Origin of the sequence: Nitrosomonas aestuarii (assembly GCF_003046585.1) — a bacterium.
In the GTDB taxonomy this organism is placed as follows: Bacteria; Pseudomonadota; Gammaproteobacteria; order Burkholderiales; family Nitrosomonadaceae; genus Nitrosomonas; species Nitrosomonas aestuarii.
Genome location: NZ_QAAE01000025.1, coordinates 23,392 through 41,672, shown reverse-complemented (window position 1 = coordinate 41,672; position 18,281 = coordinate 23,392). Strand labels below are relative to the sequence as shown.

Here is an 18,281-nt window from a genome sequence, read left to right as displayed (position 1 = left end):
ACGCTGTAGCTTTGTTCCGTAATTAATGCAACCGCTTCTTCTTTAAACGACTGCGCATATCGTTTGCAAACTTTCTTTTCTTTCATAAAAACCTCGATCAGTGACAATAACATTGTCTCTCATCAATGTGTCCATTTCCATTAGACCAGAACACCACATACACGGCTTAACAGGTGTATACGGACTGAGGCGAATCACAGTTAAGGGTTTGCTTCCAAATGCAGATTGCAAACGAATGGTGGCATGCAGGGTGTTACGAGGAGAATAGAGCCAGACCGTAACATTTGTATCGACTTGCAGCAAGCAAGAACAAAGACTGCGATCGGCAGCCTCACCAATACGTTTGAGTCTGGCTTGTGAAATGGGAAAGGTTTATCGTAATGACAAGGGAATGTGATCCCAATGAACGATTAGCTGACGGAGTTTCCGTAGTAGTCTGAAACAGAGACCCTGCTACTTGGCGAGGGGGAACGGTTTGAGTCGCTTGTTTGACAGGTTAGCTGTCAGTAAAGAGATGAAGACCTTTGATAATCAGTGAAATGCAGAGTAGGCTGGCAAGATGATTATTGCTATGGCGTCAGAGCTTCAATGAGCGGCGTAGGTGCGTGTTGGGATACTCAATTTATATTGCATGAAACGCCTGACTTGGTCTGGCTCGTGCTGGGATTGGCGAGGTGGCGCCTTTGCGTTGACCTGTCGATCTGGTCAAGGTATTCCTCGAGTATTATCGGGCCCAATGCTTGTGACCTAATAGGAGCTTTGTATTGCACCGTGAGTGTCCTGTCCGGTAAGTGCAGTTGGTAATGTGCCAATCTTGACTGAGGAGTCTAAATATGGATAGCACATTGATTCAGAATGAAGTTTGTCTTGGCGTTGTTACCCATTTGGATAAACATGTTGGCGTAGTCATTAAGCACCAAGGTAAAGTGATAGGTACGCTTGCTTCCATACCGATTAATAAGGCAGGTTATCTGAAATTGCTAACTTTGGTGGCTTGAAGCATGACTGGATTTTAAAAGTGGCGTAGCCTGCACGAGAACATACGAAACAAGATGCTGCGGATTATATTCGCTACTACAACAATGACCGGTTATACACAGCTAATAGCGGAATGTCTCCGGTTAAATATGAAATGTTTCAAATTAAAGCGTTCGGTTAGAATTGACCAGAACCTAATGAGACAGTGGTGATTTATTATACGAATCCAAGAGACGAGCACTTCTTTTTTTACTTGTTTTGTTATGCGCGGGGTTGCTCCGAAAATATTTTTCAACGACCTGCTAAGGATGCTGATATCAAAACTATATAATTGCTGTTTAGTATTTATTAAAGGATCAGTTTTGCCAATGAAAACCATATCTCTTGTCTTAGGAAGTGGGGGTGCGCGCGGGTTAGCGCATATCGGCGTTATTCACTGGCTCGAAGAAAATGGTTTCGTAATTAAATCTATTTCCGGTTGCTCCATGGGCGCGCTTATCGGCGGAATTTATGCCGCTGGAAAGCTAAGTGAATTTGAGGACTGGGTTAAGGCAGTTACGAAGATTGATATTTTAAGCTTGCTTGATGTTTCGTGGAATAGATCGGGTTTTTTTAAGGGTGATAAAATTGTCAATACATTGGTCAATCTTGTCGGAAACGAATTAATTGAAGATCTTCCAATTTGTTTTACTGCTGTTGCGACTGATATTCAAAATGAAAAAGAAGTCTGGATAAATTCCGGCAAACTTTTTGATGCTATTCGCGCATCAATTTCATTGCCCATGTTGTTTACACCCTATAGTTACCAAGGCATCAATCTGATTGATGGCAGCGTCCTGAATCCAGTTCCCATCGCCCCTACATTTGGCGATCATACAGATATGACAATCGCTGTTAATCTAAGCGGCGCATTAAATAGCAATCATGCTGTAGATCACGGGCAAATGGTCTACTCGGATGATTCAACAAAATTTCACGAAAGGATTAGTAGCTTTATTAAAAGTTTGCAACAAAGAAGTATTCAGAAAGATGTTTTGAATTTTGATGCCTATGATATTGTAAACCAGGCATACGATGCAATGCAGAGTACTATTGCCAGGCAGAAACTTGCAGCATATCCACCAGACTATACAATTGAAATTGCCAGAAATGCTTGTGGAACGCTAGAGTTTGATCGTGCATCAGAAATGATAGAATTTGGCTATAACAAGGCACATGAAATTTTAAATTCAGTGTCCGAAAATAATCGAGAATCTCGAGCTCTTGGTTCAAATTGATTCAGAGCTGCCTGAATATTATTTGAGCAGGAACTGACTGGGAGCGAGGGTTGAAAAAATAAAAAAATGCCTAATACAAAAACGATCAACTGGGAGATTAAATTTAACTAAGAGAATTTATTTCAGCGGATCGCGCTGTTACCTTGGCAATTAGCTCTTCCAGTTTTGCTGCAATTTTGGATCAATCATCTGTATATAGCAATCGGAATTCGTAACAGTTCTTGTGCTCTGGCGTCATTCTGCGCGACAATCCTGTTACTATTGATGCAAAATAGAAATATCCTCTTTTTAAATTCAAAATGAATGCTTTTAGTCTTGGAAAAACGAGTCAAGACAAGCAAAGCCGGAGAAAAAAAGCAAAGCCCAGCCGAATGGCTGTTTAGCGTTGCATTTTATTTTTTACATTTAAAAAAACAATTTGCAAAGGCACGAGAAGTACTTTGTTACGCGAGAGAAAGTGGATTTATTTAATTGGGGATAACAGGATTTTCAAATAAACTGTTCATCGACTCATGTATGCTATTAAAATGAGTCAGTCGATTCGATTATTCTGAAGATGGCGTCCTAATGTAGCGCATGTTCAATTCCTGATTGCCAAAATGTCTGTACATATTCGTTTTTTATCACAAAAAGTGTTGAATCAACTGCAGCTGACGACTACAGAAGTTATCGAAAGCATTGAAAACCTGATCCATGGACGTGTTTGCGCACAAGTTTGGAATGCGCCTAAAGCAGTGATTACGCCACCTGACGGTCGATATATGATGGCAACATTGGCAGCTGCTGACGATCCGCAGATTCTGGCGGTTAAAACATTACTATTAAATCCAAAAAACTCGCATCGAGGTTTGAAAAGCATTTATGCTTTGGTGACATTGCTTGACAGTGATTCTGGTCTGCCACTTGCTATTTTGGATGGTGGCTGGGTAACTGCAGTGCGTACGGCTGGACTAAGTGCTGTAGCTGCTAAGCGTTTAGCTAACATCAATTCGAGCGTAGCTGCATTTATTGGGTGTGGTGTGCAAGCACATAGCCATTTAAAGGTTTTCGCTGATTTATTTCCGTTAAAAGAAATTCGCGCGTATGGGCGTGGTGTCAAAAATCGGGATATATTGTGTCAGAGTGCAAATAGTATGGGACTGAATGCGGTCCCAAGTAAAACAGCCCAAGAAGCTGTTTGTGACGCTGATTTGATTGTGACATCGGTGACTATTTCACCTGAATTGGAACCTTTTCTGGATGTGCGATGGTTAAAACATGGTGCTTTTGTGACCATGACTGATCTGGCTGCGCCCTGGTACGCCGAAGGCATGACCGCTTTTGATCGCATTATTATTGACGACATAGAACAGGAAGCTGAAATGTCAAATCCATTGGTGCGGCCGGGTTTGATATCAGGAGATTTGACCGGTTTGGTTACTGGAAAGATTGTGGGGCGCAAGCGGGCAAATGAGCGAACTGCATTTGTATTCCGTGGTTTGGCATTGGGGGATCTGGCTGTTTCAGCTTTGGCTTTTCAGCGCGCGTGTGATGCATCGCAAGGTGTGTTGGTTGACATCTAGATCATGTCAACGGGCATTCGTACAGCGTCAATGGTCTAGTCTGAATCTAGAAGTTGTTGTAAAAGTGTATCAAATTCATTACTTGTTCCAGTAATCTATTACGTGAAGTGTAAATTGATTTATAATTCGACCTCTACGAAAAGAGTTCAATGTTATTTATAAAAGAAAAAAGTTTTTGTTTGCAAGCTTGTTGACAAGATAAGGGAGATCATCAATGCATATAGGCATTCCCGCAGAGATTCGCGGGGGAGAAACGCGTGTCGCAGCTACACCGGAGACAGTTAAAAAATATACTGCTAAGGGCACCCATGTTGTATCGGTACAGTCAGGCGCAGGTGCTGGCGCAAGTATACCTGATGCGGAATTTGAAGCGGCTGGTGCTAACATCGTTGCTGATGCGGCAACGTTGTACAGTCAGTCTGAAGTAGTTCTCAAGGTTCGTGGCCCCGATGCTGATGAATTGGCCATGATGCGTAAAGATGTTGTGTTATTGGGCCTTCTGGCGCCACATAAAGTTGACGGGATTGAATTGCTCGCCAAACATGGTTTAACTGCATTCGCAATGGAAAAACTGCCGAGGATTTCACGTGCCCAAAATATGGACGTGTTGTCATCCCAGGCAAATATTGCGGGCTACAAGGCTGTGATTATGGCTGCTGATATCTATCAACGTTTTTTTCCGATGTTAATGACAGCGGCCGGAACAGTTAAAGCAGCGCGTGTTCTGGTGCTTGGTGCCGGTGTGGCAGGGTTGCAGGCTATTGCGACCGCAAAAAGGCTGGGTGCAGTTGTCGAGGCTTTTGATGTGCGTCCTGCTGCTAAAGAACAGGTTGAAAGCCTGGGGGCTAAATTTGTGGAAGTGCCGCTCACTGATGAAGAAAAGGCAAATGCTGAAACAGCGGGTGGTTATGCAGCCGAAATGTCTGAAGACTATAAACGCCGTCAGGGTGAACTGGTTCACGAAAGAGCAAGTGTTGCAGATGTCATTATTACGACCGCATTGATTCCAGGCCGTCCGGCACCTGTATTAATCAAAGAAGAAACTGTGAAAGCAATGAAGCCTGGTTCTGTTATCGTGGATATGGCTGTTGAAGCGGGTGGTAATTGCCCGATATCCGAACTGGACAAAACGGTTGTCAAGCACGGCGTGCATTTGGTTGGTGTCGCCAATATTCCCGGGCTGGTCGCAGCCGATTCGAGTACGTTATACGCGCGAAATTTGATGAATTTCCTGAATCTGATTATTGATGCCGAAAGCGGTAAGTTAAACATAAACCGTGAGGATGAAATTGTCACCGGAACATTGGTTTGTAGTGATGGTGGTGTGGTAAGCCACGCGCAATAGTTGAGTGGGTGTGCAAGTATAGCTGTTACACGATGAGTCGCGATTCCTATGTTTAATACATAAGGCATACAGTTAACGAATTTAAAAGGAGTGTATATGATAGGGGACATTGATCCACTTATTATCAATCTGACAATTTTTGTTCTGGCAATTTTTGTCGGCTACCATGTAGTGTGGAATGTTACGCCTGCCCTGCATACGCCGTTGATGTCTGTGACGAATGCAATTTCAAGTATTATCATTGTTGGCGCAATGCTGGCTGCAGGTCCTTCGGATATGGACTGGGGTGTATGGCTTGGTGCTGTTGCCGTGACACTGGCGGCAGTAAATGTGTTTGGTGGATTTCTGGTAAGTCAACGGATGCTGGAAATGTTCAAGAAAAAAGATAAAAAAGGAAGTACGTAAATGTCAGCAAATATGGTAGCACTCGCATATTTAGTTGCCTCAGTATTTTTTATACTGGCGCTAAAAGGCTTAAGCTCCCCGGAATCTGCGCGCCGCGGAAATATGTTTGGTATTGTCGGTATGATTATTGCCGTCGCTACTACGATGACACTGACCGAGAACTGGATGTTGATTATTGGTTGTATCGCAATTGGCGGTGTTATCGGTACACTCATAGCCAAACGCGTACAGATGACTGCTATGCCTGAACTGGTCGCATTTATGCATTCACTGGTTGGGTTGGCTGCTGTATTTATTGCAATTGCAGCGATTAATAATCCTGTTTCGTTTGGTTTGCCGGCAGTCTTGCCTGCCGGTAGCAAACTGGAATTGTTTCTCGGGACGTTCATTGGTGCGATGACCTGGTCTGGCTCAGTAATCGCGTTTCTTAAGCTGTCTGGTCGTATGAGCGGTACACCTATTGTCTTTAGCGGACAACATATGCTTAATTTGCTATTGGCAATTGTTATGATTGGCTTTGGCCTGTGGTTTTTCTTCAGTGAAACAACCAACTGGACAGCTTTTATTGCGATGACGGCAATCGCTTTTTTACTTGGGTTCTTGATTATTATCCCTATCGGTGGCGCTGATATGCCTGTCGTCATCTCAATGCTGAACTCTTATTCGGGTTGGGCTGCAGCAGGTATTGGCTTTTCTTTAGGAAATCCAATGCTTATTATTGCAGGTTCACTCGTCGGTAGCTCTGGTGCGATTCTCTCGTATATTATGTGTAAAGCGATGAACCGGCCGTTTTTGTCTGTTATTCTGGGTGGATTTGGGAGTGATGGCGGTGCCGTAGTTGCGGATGATGGTGCTCAAAAAACATATCGAAGCGGTAGCGCAGATGATGCAGCATTCCTGATGGGCAATGCAGACAGCGTCATTATTATTCCCGGTTATGGGCTCGCTGTTGCAAGGGCGCAACATGCCGTTAAGGAATTGGCTGAAATGTTGCATGAAAAAGGTGTCAATGTGCGGTTTGCCATTCATCCGGTAGCAGGACGTATGCCCGGACATATGAATGTTTTATTAGCGGAAGCAGAAATACCCTACGAACAGGTTTTGGAAATGGACGAAATTAACAGTGATTTTTCCAATACCGACGTGGTCCTGGTGCTGGGTGCAAATGATGTTGTGAATCCGGCTGCTAATGTACAAGGCAGCCCTATTTATGGCATGCCAATTTTGGAGGCGCATAAAGCGCGCACCGTCATGGTTGTCAAGCGCAGTATGGGTGTGGGCTATGCAGGACTCGATAACGACCTGTTCTATATGGACAAGACGATGATGATTTTTGGTGATGCTAAGAAAGTTGTGGAAAGTATGGTCAAAGCGCTCTGATTATTTATCTATATCATGTAGTTAAAGCGACAATGATTTCGTAGAGTTATTGTCGCTTTATTCGCTTAATTATGTTTTCATTCAGGATTGTCGGCTTTTTTAGATAGCGTATCCAGATTATCCAGCGGACATGGTCTGGCGATACCGAACCCCTGTGCAAAATTAATTCCAATTTCACGTAATTTAACTGCTGTTTCATCATTTTCAACAAGTTCAGCAATCGTTTTAATGTTTAGTTTGCGAGCGATTTGATTAATTCCTTCAACGCGCATGTGATCTTCATCATTGTTGAGCATGTTACAAATGATGCCCCCGTCAATTTTTAGATAGTCAATTCTTAATTTTTTCAATAAATTCATTGAGGCCGTGTTTTGACCAAAGCTGCATAATGTTACTAGGCAGCCGAGTTCACGAATTTTGGTTGAGAAAAAGACTGTTTCAATCAGATGAGACTCGGCATCGAGTTCTTCGATTTCAAAGCACAGTAAGTGTGCAGGTATTTTCGATTTTTGTAATCTATCCTGAACAAAGCTGATGAAAGTTTTATCACATAAAGTGTCTTTGGCAACATTCAGGCAAAATACTGATCTACTTCCATTAAGGAACGTAGTTAAACACTTGATAATATGACTCACAACCCATCGATCGAGCTCTGGCATCATGCCAAACTGATCGACGAGTGGCAGAAATGAACCAGGAGGCATCAGATTATTTTCTTCTTCGGCCATGCGGATCAAAATTTCATAATGATCCGGTAGTAAGGAATTTGGGTCTAGAGCAAGAATTCTCTGACAATAAAGATTAAATTCCCCTCCTTTTATAGCTTGAGCAATTCGATCAGCTGTAATACCTGTTTGAGAATGATCATTAGTAGACTTTTTTGTTGTGCTCATACTAGCGATTTCAAGCGCAGGCTTGGCTTTTTGATCATTTCTCGATGTGAAGCGCTTGTTATCTTGTGCGCAAGGTGTATGCAGCGTATAAAAGCCAATAATCTTGCCTTTGTTATCCTGATGAGGAACGTATTGCTCAGTAAAGATGTAAGGAAATCCTTTTGCAGATTTCATAACGCGTTCTTTATGAATTGTTTTACCAGCTAAAATGTCTTCAATATGGTTCTGAATACTGGAAGAAAACTCTTTGTTTGCAAATTCTTGCAAGAGAGAACCATCAATTTGATCCGGTTTCAGACCAAACCATCGGCGAAAAATACGATTATGATAGCGGCAACGTTGCTCGGTATTAAAATAAGCCAGCAAAACAGGGATGTTTTCATCTATGATCTGGGATTTTGCTTTGGTTTCGGCAGTTGTTTTTTCTGCCCATAGTCGATGTTTGATTTCATTTGTCAGTCTTTCTTTATTGGATGTTAACTGAGTAGCGTAGTTTTGAATCTCTTTTTCTGCATGAATGAGTTGTCCGAGCATCACCAGGATGGTAGAAAAAAGAAGAATCCAAAGTACTGCAATCCAGAATATAGCAATGTCATTGAAATAAAAATCAACTATTACCAAAATTGTTGCCACTAATAAAGCAACGCTGAAAGAAAAATAAGGCTTTATTGTGTTTAGCATAAATGAGATAGTGGAATATAGTTAATGCTGTAAGGACTCAACGTAAATATCATTTTTGATTAACGGCATAATAGGATAATGGTTTTATAGTTGCCCAGAATTTCCAGAGGTTGTTTCGTGTTATTACGAAATCATAGGTGACATTTTCATTGGTGGTTGAAATTCTGAGTTTATTAATTTGGTTATTTTTGAGTGCTGTATATAACGGCATAAACCAGATTCTCTCCAATTCTTTTAAATTTTCACGCCATTTGTATGCATTGTTATATTTGTCTTCATTTAATAAATTATCCAATATAACAAGTTGATTTTCCGAGGTGTTTGTTTGTATCCAGTGGTCGATATTTTCTGGTAATTTGTTGTGAGTAGTATTGCTGATCTCGGCTAAGGCTTGTGATAGATTCTCGTCGCTCCATACTTGTGAGTAAGAAGAATGAACGTCTTGTGGTATGCGACCACCCCCCCAAAACCAAATACTATTAACTGCAACTTGATCACGTGCTGCGCGAGCTTGATTAAGTGGGTGCTCAAATAGCAGCATTTGTATTTCATTAAAAATTCTATGCCACTTCATGCTGTCTTTTCCAGTCGGTAAAAGATAGTTAATGTTTTTGCAGGTCGCCGAACTTAATGTTTGCGTGTATATCTCAGGGATATTTGCCAAGCGTATATACCATCGATACGGATGAAACGGTATGAGAGACAGTTCGTCATCACTTAAGTATCGATTAATCTCGTTGGCAAACTGTATTGCTTCTTCTTTTGAAAGGTCGAAAATATGGTGATCGGCCAGCATAATATGATTCTGTTCTATGCGCAGGTGAACAGGATCTGCGCGTAACCAGTAATCTTTATTTGTTGCGGCAGTTTGCTCGGGACAGTCAGCGTGCAGCATAATGGGCGCTACCGGCCAGTCGAGTTGTTTTTCTATATTGAATATTTGGCAAAGCCAAGTGTTCAGGTCAGATGCCGGGCTGATGGATACTTTAGATTTTGATAAAAGTACTTCTAATGAACGCATTGGGAGGTCGTGATAAATTTCTGGGCATGCCCGGTCAGACCAAAACAGAGATGGAATAAAAAGATGTAGATTCATGGGGTGTTTGGTAAATTGAATTGGAAATACAAATACTATAATGTTTTATAATAGATAATATAAAATCTAAGCGATGGAATTGGTTTCTTCAGTGTTAGATTGATTGCTTTAGCTTAATTGAGATACATTTTTATATCATTTGAAAGTAGGTAAGTGTGGTTTTATGGTTCAAGGGTTCCTCAGTGTACTGATAATCTGGATAACAATTTTTGTTACTGCTTACATCTATTTTGATAATAGAATAGAACCGAGAGTTTCGGTTGCTAAAATTGATCTTAAACAAGGAGAGGTGGTTATTCCAAGATCATGGGATGGCCACTATTATGTACACGGTTCTATTAATGGATATCCCATCAAATTCCTTGTTGATACGGGGGCAAGCGTCGTATCGGTAGGTACAGAGTTTGCACGGATAGCAAACTTGCCAAAAGGAAAGCCGGCAAGTTTTGCAACAGCTGGCGGTGTGGTCCAGGGAGAAATGGTATTCGATCAAATTATTGAAGCAGGTGGTATCGAGATTAACGGGTTGCACGTATCTGTTGGCTTGCATGGCGATGTTGCTTTGCTCGGGCAAAATTTTTTGCGCAAGATTGATGTTATTCAAGCCAATGATACTATGACGCTGCGAATCCGGGCTGAGTAATTTGATTTTATGTACTGAGATAAAATTCCAGTTTCAGAATGTAAATAAGCACGTTGGAATTCTTTTTTGATGCTGAGACTGCAAACCTCATGCCTTTTCAACTATTAGCTAATACGTGGGAATTGATTGGTCGACATGGCTTGAAAAATTTTAGAATGTAATGAATTGTAATTTTTGGAGATACAATGTATCAGCATATAACAATACCTGGTGATGGTGAAAAAATTCAGGTTAATCAAGATTTGTCACTCAAAGTGCCAAATAACCCTATTATTCCGTATATAGAAGGTGATGGTATTGGCATTGATATTACACCGGTTATGCAAAAGGTTGTTAATGCAGCCGTTGCTCAGGCATACAATAATGAACGCAAAATAGCCTGGATGGAGATTTATGCCGGTGAAAAATCAACCCGTATTTACGGACAGGATATTTGGCTTCCGGATGAAACATTAGAAGCTGCAAAAGAATTCGTGGTTTCTATCAAAGGGCCGTTGACAACACCTGTTGGAGGCGGTATTCGATCTATAAATGTGGCATTGCGGCAGCGGTTGGATCTCTATATTTGTTTGAGGCCGGTAAGATATTTCAAGGGCGTACCAAGTCCATTAAAAGACCCAGAGAAAACGGATATGGTTATTTTTCGTGAAAATTCTGAGGATATTTATGCTGGTGTTGAATGGGAGGCAGAATCAGCAGATTCCAGGAAAGTAATTGATTTCCTTATAAAGGAAATGGGCGTAAACAATATTCGCTTTCCAGATACTTCCGGCATCGGTATTAAACCAATCTCAAAAGAAGGCACGGAACGTCTTGTTAGAAAGGCGATCCAACATGCTATCGATAATAAGCAGAAATCGGTGACCTTGGTGCATAAAGGTAATATTATGAAATTCACCGAAGGTGCTTTTAAAAACTGGGGCTATGCGCTGGCAGCGAAAGAATTCGGGGCAGAACTACTGGATGGTGGTCCATGGATGAAACTGCCGGAGGCAAAGGGTGGTGTTATAATAAAAGATGTGATAGCAGATGCTTTTTTACAGCAAATTCTGTTACGCCCGGAAGAATATGATGTGGTTACTACGATGAACTTAAATGGTGACTATATTTCAGATGCTTTGGCGGCCCAGGTTGGCGGCATAGGCATAGCACCTGGAGCTAATTTAAGTGATTCCGTGGCTATTTTTGAAGCAACACACGGGACCGCTCCTAAGTATGCAGGCAAGGATCAAGTAAATCCAGGTTCAATTATTTTATCTGCAGAAATGATGTTGCGTCATTTGGGTTGGGCTGAAGCAGCTGATATGATAATCCGCGCGATGGAAAGTACGATACAAGATAAAATTGTTACTTACGATTTTGCGCGACAAATGCCTGGTGCACAAAAAGTGTCCTGCTCGAAATTTGGTGAAGCGCTCATAGCGCGTTTAAATTAAATTCGAGGTAGATAAATACGATTGAATAAACGACTCAGTATATAAAACTTCCCCCATGCTGGAAGTGTCAGTCAAGGGGGAAGTTAATGTTTTTATTGATTTAACGTTTTAATCTTGTGGTCTGACTAAGTGTGTTTATTCTGCGCCAGTACTCTTATAAAAACGAACAGTTATAGTTATAGTTATGCAGATTGAATATTTGCGGCTTGTTTTCCTTTAGGTCCTTGAGTTACGTCAAAACTTACTTTTTGACCCTCTTTGAGCGTTTTAAACCCGGACATGTTAATTGCTGAAAAGTGCGCAAACAAATCTTCACTACCATCATCGGGCGTTATAAAACCAAAACCTTTTGAATCATTAAACCATTTTACTGTACCTGTTGCCATTTCTACTTCCTATAATTTTAAGAAACTGGGCCGGAAACCCTAATACTATTTGAATTTCAAGACCACAAACGGCTAAATTAGGGTACCGCAGAGAACTTGAAGCCAAACGCCACCTAAAGTTTTACGCAAATCTGGGGTTAAAGTCAAGCGGTTACAGTATTTTTATAAAATTACGCAGATTTATTGCCGTTTCTTGCGTTAAGGCACTTGAAAAAATTGTCGTAATCGTCAACTATGTCAGTGAAGGACTATACTCAGCGATATTGGCTGATTAACTTTTACTGATTAAAATTGTAAGGAAGTTTGACATGACGGAAAAAGATTTAGAAACCGTTATACTTACAAAAGATAAGAGTGAACTGAAAGTTCCTCCAATGTATAAGATATTATTACTAAATGATGATTTCACACCCATGGATTTCGTGGTCGAGGTGTTAAAAATGTTTTTTTCGATGGATCAGGAGCAAGCGGTTCAAATAATGTTAAAAGTTCATACGGAAGGTGCTGCTGTTTGCGGGGTGTACCCAAGTGATATCGCCAGTACCAAGGTAAATCAGGTTGTTGAATTCGCGCGGAATAATCAACATCCGTTAAGATGTGTGATGGAGGAGAATTGAGATGATTGCTCCGGATTTGGAAGTGAGTTTACATATGGCGTTTGTCGAGTCACGGCAAAAGCGCCATGAGTTTATTACGGTAGAGCACTTATTGCTGGCTATGTTGGATAACGCCAGTGCAGTGGAAGTTTTAAATGCATGCCTGGTTGACCTGGAAGATTTGCGTGCAGTTCTTTTAGATCATATTTCCCGGCATACACCCATAATCAGCAGTGACACAGAAGTTGATACACAACCAACTTTGGGGTTTCAGCGTGTCATTCAACGGGCTATTTTGCATGTTCAATCGTCGGGTAAGAAAGAAGTTACTGGCGCAAATGTACTTGTTGCAATCTTTGGGGAGAAAGATTCTCATGCAGTCTATTACTTGCAGCAGAAGGGGGTGTCGCGACTGGATGTTGTGAATTACATTTCTCATAATATTCGAAAAGTGCCTCAGGAAAATGAAAACAAAGCTATCAGCGATAGCGAGCAGGAGCAGACGCAGCAGGAGCAAGCATTGACCGGGAATAACATGCTGGAAAACTATACAGTAAACTTGAACGTGCTCGCGCTGACCAACAAAATTGACCCTTTGGTTGGGCGTGAGCAGGAAATTGAGCGTGTTATTCAAACCTTGTGTCGTAGACGTAAAAATAATCCATTACTGGTAGGTGAGGCAGGTGTGGGTAAAACGGCCATTGCAGAAGGGCTCGCTAAACGGATTGTAGACGGCATTGTGCCCGAACTGCTCTTAAACCACCAAGTTTATGCTTTGGATATGGGTGCACTGTTAGCCGGGACAAAATATCGTGGTGATTTTGAGCAGCGATTAAAGACGGTGCTCAAGCAGCTAACGGAGAATCATGAAACGATTCTTTTTGTCGATGAGATTCATACCCTGATTGGAGCGGGTGCTGCTTCAGGTGGTGTACTGGATGCATCCAATCTTCTTAAACCGGTGTTGAGCTCCGGGCAGTTGCGATGCATTGGTGCAACAACTTATACAGAGTATCGTGGTATTTTCGAGAAAGACCATGCATTGTCAAGGCGTTTTCAACAGATTGATGTAAATGAACCCAGTGTGAGTGAAACAGTTGCAATCTTGCGGGGCTTAAAGTCACGTTATGAATCGCATCATAATGTCAAATATACTGCGAGCGCGTTAAGTTCGGCTGCTGAATTATCTGAACGCTTTATTAATGATAGGCATCTACCGGATAAAGCAATTGATGTAATAGATGAAGCGGGCGCGGCACAGCGAATTTTACCTAAATCAAAGAAACGAAAAATTATTGGTAAAACCGAAATTGAAAACATAGTTGCTAAGATTGCACGTATACCGCCTCAGAGTATATCCAGTAATGACCGCAATCGGTTGAAAACACTGGAGCGCGATATGAAATCAGTGGTATTTGGACAAGATAAGGCAATCAGCTCATTGTGTGCAGCGATTAAAATGTCTAGGAGCGGGTTGGGTAATCCGCGAAAACCTGTTGGTTCATTTCTTTTCTCGGGCCCTACGGGCGTTGGAAAAACTGAAGTTGCGCGACAGCTTGCTTATGCGCTGGGTATTCAGTTGCATCGATTTGATATGTCTGAATACATGGAGCGGCATGCAGTATCTCGTTTGATCGGCGCTCCTCCGGGCTATGTCGGGTTCGATCAGGGTGGTCTTCTGACAGAGACAGTAGTCAAGCATCCATATTCCGTTCTGTTGCTGGATGAAATCGAAAAAGCTCATCCGGATGTTTTTAATATCTTGCTGCAAGTTCTGGATTACGGTACCTTGACGGATAACAATGGCCGCAAATCTGACTTTCGCAATGTGATCATTATCATGACGACCAATGCCGGTGCCGAATCACTTACTAAAGCGACAATTGGTTTTACAAAATCAGCGCAGGCTGGTGATGAGATGGCGGATATCAAGCGACTGTTTACACCGGAATTCAGAAATCGTCTGGATGCAATCATCTCATTCTCAACTTTGAATGTAGAAGTGATTATGCGTGTCACAGATAAATTTCTGATGCAGCTTGAAGCGCAGTTGCAAGAGAAGAAGGTTGAAGCCACTTTTACTGAGAATTTACGCCGATTTCTTGCCAAAAACGGATTTGATCCGCTTATGGGTGCGCGGCCGATGGAACGCCTCATTCAGGATACCATTCGTAGCGCATTAGCGGATGAACTATTATTTGGTCGTCTGGTTAGTGGCGGCAAGGTTACTGTGGATATTGATTGTAACGATAAAGTTGAACTCTTTTTTGAAGAAGAGGCAGTAGAAGCTTGAAACGTCGGTAAACTATCCGCGCTGCCACTGTTTCGTTAACAACAGACTCCATGTTTGTTTATCATGCATAAACATTACGATTTTACCTGTTGTTGCCTTGTGTCTACTTTTTCTAATATATTTCAATGGCTTGTTGACTGGCTGCCCAGACTTGGGAAACTTCTCATTAAGGCCGTAAAGCATATAAACGTTACCTCATTAGCTTTTCAAAGTGAAATAATCGCGCGACTGTTTGTATTGTTAGCTCTACTGCTTTATGGGTTGTCCACGCAAACGGTGCTGGCACAGAAGCAGACTTATAAATGGCGGCTGGCTATGTCCTGGCCTGAAGGAACGCCTATGCTGCACAATGCGGCGGCGCGCTTTGCCAGGAATGTGGAAGTGATGTCCGGTGGACGTTTTAGTATCACAGTAGATGCGCCGGGTCGGCATAAAGCCCCACTGTCTATTTTGGATATGGTACGTTCTGGTGCATACGAAATGGGGCATAGCGCATCTTACTACTACAAGGGTAAAGATCCCGCCACAACATTTTTTACCACCACGCCATTTGGCATGAACCCGACTGAAATGAACGCCTGGTATTATTACGGTGGCGGACTCGAATTGTTGAATAAAGTCTATGTGCGTCATAATGTTGTCGCGTTTCCCGCAGGTAACACGCATATTCAAATGGGTGGATGGTTCAAAAAAGAAATTAAATCCGTTCAGGATCTGAAAGGACTCAAAATCCGCATGCCCGGACATGCAGGTGAAGTGGTTGGTAGAGCTGGAATGAACCCGATCAGTATTCCGCCAGGGGAACTTTACACCGCACTTGAGCGTGGTACGATTGATGCAGTTGAATGGGTGGGGCCCGCAAATGATGTCAAAATGGGTTTTCATAAAATAGCCCCCTATTACTATACAGGTTGGCATGAACCGGGCGCGGAACTGCATGTTTTTATCAATAAACAACAATTTGATGCGCTGCCGGAGGATCTGAAAAAGATTATTGCGATAGCGGCCAAAGAAGTGTCTTTCGATATGTTATCGGAATCTTTCTACCGCAATGCGATTGCCTGGGAAGAAATGAAGAAGCAAAACAATATCAAAATTCGCACTCTGCCGGAAGATGTTCTGACGTTGTTCAAAAAAGCAAATGACGAATTGCTGGATGAAGTGGCAGAGCAATCGCAACTCGCTATGGAAGTCATCGCAAGTCAGCGGGAATTTCTCGAAAAAGCTAAAGACTGGTCAAGCATTACGGATGCCGATTATTTGCGCTTAAGATGACATTTGGCGAAAATATTTCACCATTTTCTTCTTTACCGCAACCGGCATGTGTTCACGCTGCAATCAATCAGGCCATCACATATCTTATATTCTGCGCGCAGCTAATAATGGTAATATATGCAGTTTTCCAGTTTCATAAAATTTTAAAGGTCTGATAACACCATGTTTTCGCAGAATCAAACAATAGAGATCGTTGATCCGGATTTATGGCAAGCCATGAAAGGCGAGGTTCAACGGCAAGAAGAATATATTGAATTAATCGCGTCAGAAAACTATGCCAGTCCGGCGGTCATGCAGGCACAAGGTTCCGTGCTCACAAATAAATACGCCGAAGGCTATCCCGGTAAGCGTTATTATGGTGGCTGTAACTTTGTCGATACCGTTGAGCAACTGGCAATTGATCGACTCAAGACGCTGTTTGGTGCTGAATACGTCAATGTTCAGCCACACTCCGGCTCACAGGCTAATGCGGCTGTTTATCTTTCTGCGTTAAAACCAGGTGATACGCTGCTGGGTATGTCGCTGGCACATGGCGGGCATTTGACGCATGGGGCAACAGTGAACATGAGTGGCAAGATTTTTCATTCGGTTTCATATGGACTGCACCCGGAAACCGAAGAACTGGATTATGATCAGGTTGAAAAACTGGCGCATGAGCATAAGCCAAAAATGATAGTGGCGGGTGCATCAGCCTATGCACGCGTTATCGACTGGAAGCGTTTCCGTAAAATCGCAGATTCGGTGGGTGCTTATCTGTTTGTGGATATGGCGCATTACGCGGGGTTGATTGCTGCCGGGTATTATCCAAATCCAGTCGGAATAGCTGATTTCGTGACCAGTACCACACATAAAACACTACGTGGTCCCCGTGGCGGCTTCATCATTGCTAAACCGGAACATGAAAAAGCACTGAATTCAGCAATTTTCCCGCAAACTCAGGGTGGACCGTTGATGCATGTAATTGCTGCAAAAGCGGTCGCTTTCAAGGAAGCCGGCAGTAAAGAATTCAAGAAGTATCAGGAGCAGGTAATCGAAAATGCGCGCGTGATGGCCAAAGTGCTGAATCAGCGCGGATTACGTATCGTATCCGGCAAAACGGATTGCCATATGTTTCTCGTTGATCTGCAGGCGATTAACCTGACAGGAAAGGAAGCAGAGGCCGCGCTTGAACACGCCCATATTACCGTAAATAAAAATGCCATACCGAATGATCCCCAAAAACCGTTTGTTACCAGCGGCATTCGAATAGGATCGCCTGCTATGACAACCAGAGGATTCAAGGAAATCGAATCGGAACAACTGGCCAATATGATTGCCGATGTGCTGGAGTCACCCAATGATTTAACAGTTGTAAAACGCGTAGCAGCAGAAGCAATGGCGTTGTGTAAGAAATTTCCTGTTTACGGCAAATAATTTCGACTGAATTTTGCATTAGCTGAATAAAACAAGCCGCATTCACGCGAGATCACTCGATTATGAAATGTCCTTTCTGTAACGCGGATGATACCAATGTGATTGATTCCCGCGTGAGTGAAGAGGGCACACGTATCCGCCGCAGGCGGCGTTGCCCGGCTTGTGACAAACGTTTTACAACATATGAAACAGTGGAGCTGCGCCTGCCCCAGGTCGTTAAACACGATGGTACGCGCGCAGAGTTTGACCGCAACAAGTTATTGACCGGGTTTAAACGGGCGTTGCATAAACGCCCGGTTCCCACCGATTATGTCGATGCCGCGATTGACCGTATCGTGCATAAATTTTTGAGCCTGGGGGAACGCGAAGTGTCCTCGAGAAGCATTGGTGAGAGCGTGATGCATGAGCTTCACAAACTCGATAAAGTCGCCTATATCCGGTTTGCATCCGTTTATAAAAGCTTTCAGGACGTCGATGATTTCCGTGATGCAATTCGCGAAGTCAATGAAGTCAATGTTGCCGATGAAACCCGGGACGAACAGGTGGCCAAGGAAAAAAAGCAAACCCGGAAACCGCAATCACCCAAAGACCAGTAACATAAGGTGCAGTATTAGTATTGATG

16 protein-coding genes and 1 pseudogene are annotated in these 18,281 nt (G+C 42.6%); 14 read left to right on the top strand and 3 right to left on the bottom strand.

All coding sequences use genetic code 11. The features are described from left to right. Positions 1 to 833 precede the first annotated feature (833 nt). From C8R11_RS16305 to C8R11_RS14660, 7 genes and pseudogenes are all read left to right on the top strand, one after another. Positions 834 to 998: a hypothetical protein gene (locus tag C8R11_RS16305; protein WP_181258277.1), complete on the top strand. Its 165-nt coding sequence runs from the start codon at positions 834 to 836 to the stop codon at positions 996 to 998. A 47-nt stretch (positions 999 to 1,045) separates the two neighbouring features. Continuing rightward, positions 1,046 to 1,159, top strand: a pseudogene (locus C8R11_RS17185) (IS3 family transposase); the annotation flags it as partial. A 187-nt stretch (positions 1,160 to 1,346) separates the two neighbouring features. Then, the gene (locus C8R11_RS14680; RefSeq protein ID WP_107796348.1) at positions 1,347 to 2,255 is read left to right on the top strand and encodes a patatin-like phospholipase family protein; all 909 of its coding nucleotides are present in this window, start codon (positions 1,347 to 1,349) and stop codon (positions 2,253 to 2,255) included. A gap of 599 nt (positions 2,256 to 2,854) precedes the next feature. Continuing rightward, positions 2,855 to 3,817, top strand: a complete 963-nt coding sequence (locus C8R11_RS14675) for an ornithine cyclodeaminase family protein (RefSeq protein ID WP_107796347.1) — start codon at positions 2,855 to 2,857, stop codon at positions 3,815 to 3,817. A gap of 214 nt (positions 3,818 to 4,031) precedes the next feature. After that, complete coding sequence (locus C8R11_RS14670; protein ID WP_090700157.1) at positions 4,032 to 5,162, top strand: Re/Si-specific NAD(P)(+) transhydrogenase subunit alpha; 1,131 nt, start codon at positions 4,032 to 4,034, stop codon at positions 5,160 to 5,162. Positions 5,163 to 5,258: 96 nt separating this feature from the next. Then, positions 5,259 to 5,567 carry an NAD(P) transhydrogenase subunit alpha part 2 gene (locus C8R11_RS14665; protein WP_090700155.1) on the top strand — a complete coding sequence of 103 codons (309 nt, stop codon included), beginning with the start codon at positions 5,259 to 5,261 and terminating at the stop codon, positions 5,565 to 5,567. Further along, a complete protein-coding gene (locus C8R11_RS14660; protein ID WP_090700153.1) occupies positions 5,568 to 6,947 on the top strand; it encodes an NAD(P)(+) transhydrogenase (Re/Si-specific) subunit beta in 1,380 nt (459 codons plus the stop codon). It begins immediately after the preceding gene. 77 nt (positions 6,948 to 7,024) lie between these two features. Here C8R11_RS14660 and C8R11_RS14655 read toward each other — a convergent pair whose 3' ends face one another. Both C8R11_RS14655 and C8R11_RS14650 read right to left on the bottom strand, forming a co-directional pair. Then, the gene (locus C8R11_RS14655; RefSeq protein ID WP_107796346.1) at positions 7,025 to 8,521 is read right to left on the bottom strand and encodes a sensor domain-containing phosphodiesterase; all 1,497 of its coding nucleotides are present in this window, start codon (positions 8,519 to 8,521) and stop codon (positions 7,025 to 7,027) included. 49 nt (positions 8,522 to 8,570) lie between these two features. After that, a complete protein-coding gene (locus C8R11_RS14650) occupies positions 8,571 to 9,617 on the bottom strand; it encodes a phosphoglycerate mutase (RefSeq protein ID WP_107796345.1) in 1,047 nt (348 codons plus the stop codon). 163 nt (positions 9,618 to 9,780) lie between these two features. Here C8R11_RS14650 and C8R11_RS14645 point away from each other — a divergent pair, with 163 nt between their 5' ends. After that, positions 9,781 to 10,260, top strand: coding sequence for a retropepsin-like aspartic protease family protein (locus C8R11_RS14645; protein WP_107796344.1), 480 nt, complete (start codon positions 9,781 to 9,783; stop codon positions 10,258 to 10,260). A 185-nt stretch (positions 10,261 to 10,445) separates the two neighbouring features. Next, the gene (icd, locus tag C8R11_RS14640) at positions 10,446 to 11,696 is read left to right on the top strand and encodes an NADP-dependent isocitrate dehydrogenase (protein WP_107796343.1); all 1,251 of its coding nucleotides are present in this window, start codon (positions 10,446 to 10,448) and stop codon (positions 11,694 to 11,696) included. Between the two features lie 182 nt (positions 11,697 to 11,878). Here icd and C8R11_RS14635 read toward each other — a convergent pair whose 3' ends face one another. Then, complete coding sequence (locus C8R11_RS14635) at positions 11,879 to 12,082, bottom strand: cold-shock protein (RefSeq protein ID WP_090700141.1); 204 nt, start codon at positions 12,080 to 12,082, stop codon at positions 11,879 to 11,881. Positions 12,083 to 12,390: 308 nt separating this feature from the next. Between C8R11_RS14635 and clpS the strand changes: the two genes are divergently transcribed. The 5 genes from clpS (at position 12,391) to nrdR (ending at position 18,255) form a co-directional block, all read left to right on the top strand. Next, complete coding sequence (gene clpS, locus C8R11_RS14630) at positions 12,391 to 12,699, top strand: ATP-dependent Clp protease adapter ClpS (RefSeq protein ID WP_090700139.1); 309 nt, start codon at positions 12,391 to 12,393, stop codon at positions 12,697 to 12,699. Position 12,700: 1 nt separating this feature from the next. Continuing rightward, positions 12,701 to 14,971, top strand: a complete 2,271-nt coding sequence (gene clpA / locus C8R11_RS14625) for an ATP-dependent Clp protease ATP-binding subunit ClpA (protein ID WP_107796342.1) — start codon at positions 12,701 to 12,703, stop codon at positions 14,969 to 14,971. A 63-nt stretch (positions 14,972 to 15,034) separates the two neighbouring features. After that, entirely contained in the window at positions 15,035 to 16,246 is a 1,212-nt protein-coding gene (locus C8R11_RS14620) for a TRAP transporter substrate-binding protein (RefSeq protein ID WP_107796341.1), read from the top strand. Between the two features lie 162 nt (positions 16,247 to 16,408). Then, the gene (glyA, locus tag C8R11_RS14615; protein ID WP_107796340.1) at positions 16,409 to 17,659 is read left to right on the top strand and encodes a serine hydroxymethyltransferase; all 1,251 of its coding nucleotides are present in this window, start codon (positions 16,409 to 16,411) and stop codon (positions 17,657 to 17,659) included. 62 nt (positions 17,660 to 17,721) lie between these two features. Further along, positions 17,722 to 18,255: a transcriptional regulator NrdR gene (gene nrdR / locus C8R11_RS14610; RefSeq protein ID WP_244907710.1), complete on the top strand. Its 534-nt coding sequence runs from the start codon at positions 17,722 to 17,724 to the stop codon at positions 18,253 to 18,255. Positions 18,256 to 18,281: the final 26 nt, after the last annotated feature.

What these genes read in the sequence shown, in the direction of transcription:
- C8R11_RS16305 (WP_181258277.1), top strand. Translation starts at nt 834, where the DNA reads ATGGATAGCACATTGATTCAGAATGAAGTTTGTCTTGGCGTTGTTACC.
- C8R11_RS14680 (WP_107796348.1), top strand. Translation starts at nt 1,347, where the DNA reads ATGAAAACCATATCTCTTGTCTTAGGAAGTGGGGGTGCGCGCGGGTTA.
- C8R11_RS14675 (WP_107796347.1), top strand. Translation starts at nt 2,855, where the DNA reads ATGTCTGTACATATTCGTTTTTTATCACAAAAAGTGTTGAATCAACTG.
- C8R11_RS14670 (WP_090700157.1), top strand. Translation starts at nt 4,032, where the DNA reads ATGCATATAGGCATTCCCGCAGAGATTCGCGGGGGAGAAACGCGTGTC.
- C8R11_RS14665 (WP_090700155.1), top strand. Translation starts at nt 5,259, where the DNA reads ATGATAGGGGACATTGATCCACTTATTATCAATCTGACAATTTTTGTT.
- C8R11_RS14660 (WP_090700153.1), top strand. Translation starts at nt 5,568, where the DNA reads ATGTCAGCAAATATGGTAGCACTCGCATATTTAGTTGCCTCAGTATTT.
- C8R11_RS14655 (WP_107796346.1), bottom strand. Translation starts at nt 8,521, where the DNA reads ATGCTAAACACAATAAAGCCTTATTTTTCTTTCAGCGTTGCTTTATTA.
- C8R11_RS14650 (WP_107796345.1), bottom strand. Translation starts at nt 9,617, where the DNA reads ATGAATCTACATCTTTTTATTCCATCTCTGTTTTGGTCTGACCGGGCA.
- C8R11_RS14645 (WP_107796344.1), top strand. Translation starts at nt 9,781, where the DNA reads ATGGTTCAAGGGTTCCTCAGTGTACTGATAATCTGGATAACAATTTTT.
- icd (WP_107796343.1), top strand. Translation starts at nt 10,446, where the DNA reads ATGTATCAGCATATAACAATACCTGGTGATGGTGAAAAAATTCAGGTT.
- C8R11_RS14635 (WP_090700141.1), bottom strand. Translation starts at nt 12,082, where the DNA reads ATGGCAACAGGTACAGTAAAATGGTTTAATGATTCAAAAGGTTTTGGT.
- clpS (WP_090700139.1), top strand. Translation starts at nt 12,391, where the DNA reads ATGACGGAAAAAGATTTAGAAACCGTTATACTTACAAAAGATAAGAGT.
- clpA (WP_107796342.1), top strand. Translation starts at nt 12,701, where the DNA reads ATGATTGCTCCGGATTTGGAAGTGAGTTTACATATGGCGTTTGTCGAG.
- C8R11_RS14620 (WP_107796341.1), top strand. Translation starts at nt 15,035, where the DNA reads ATGCATAAACATTACGATTTTACCTGTTGTTGCCTTGTGTCTACTTTT.
- glyA (WP_107796340.1), top strand. Translation starts at nt 16,409, where the DNA reads ATGTTTTCGCAGAATCAAACAATAGAGATCGTTGATCCGGATTTATGG.
- nrdR (WP_244907710.1), top strand. Translation starts at nt 17,722, where the DNA reads ATGAAATGTCCTTTCTGTAACGCGGATGATACCAATGTGATTGATTCC.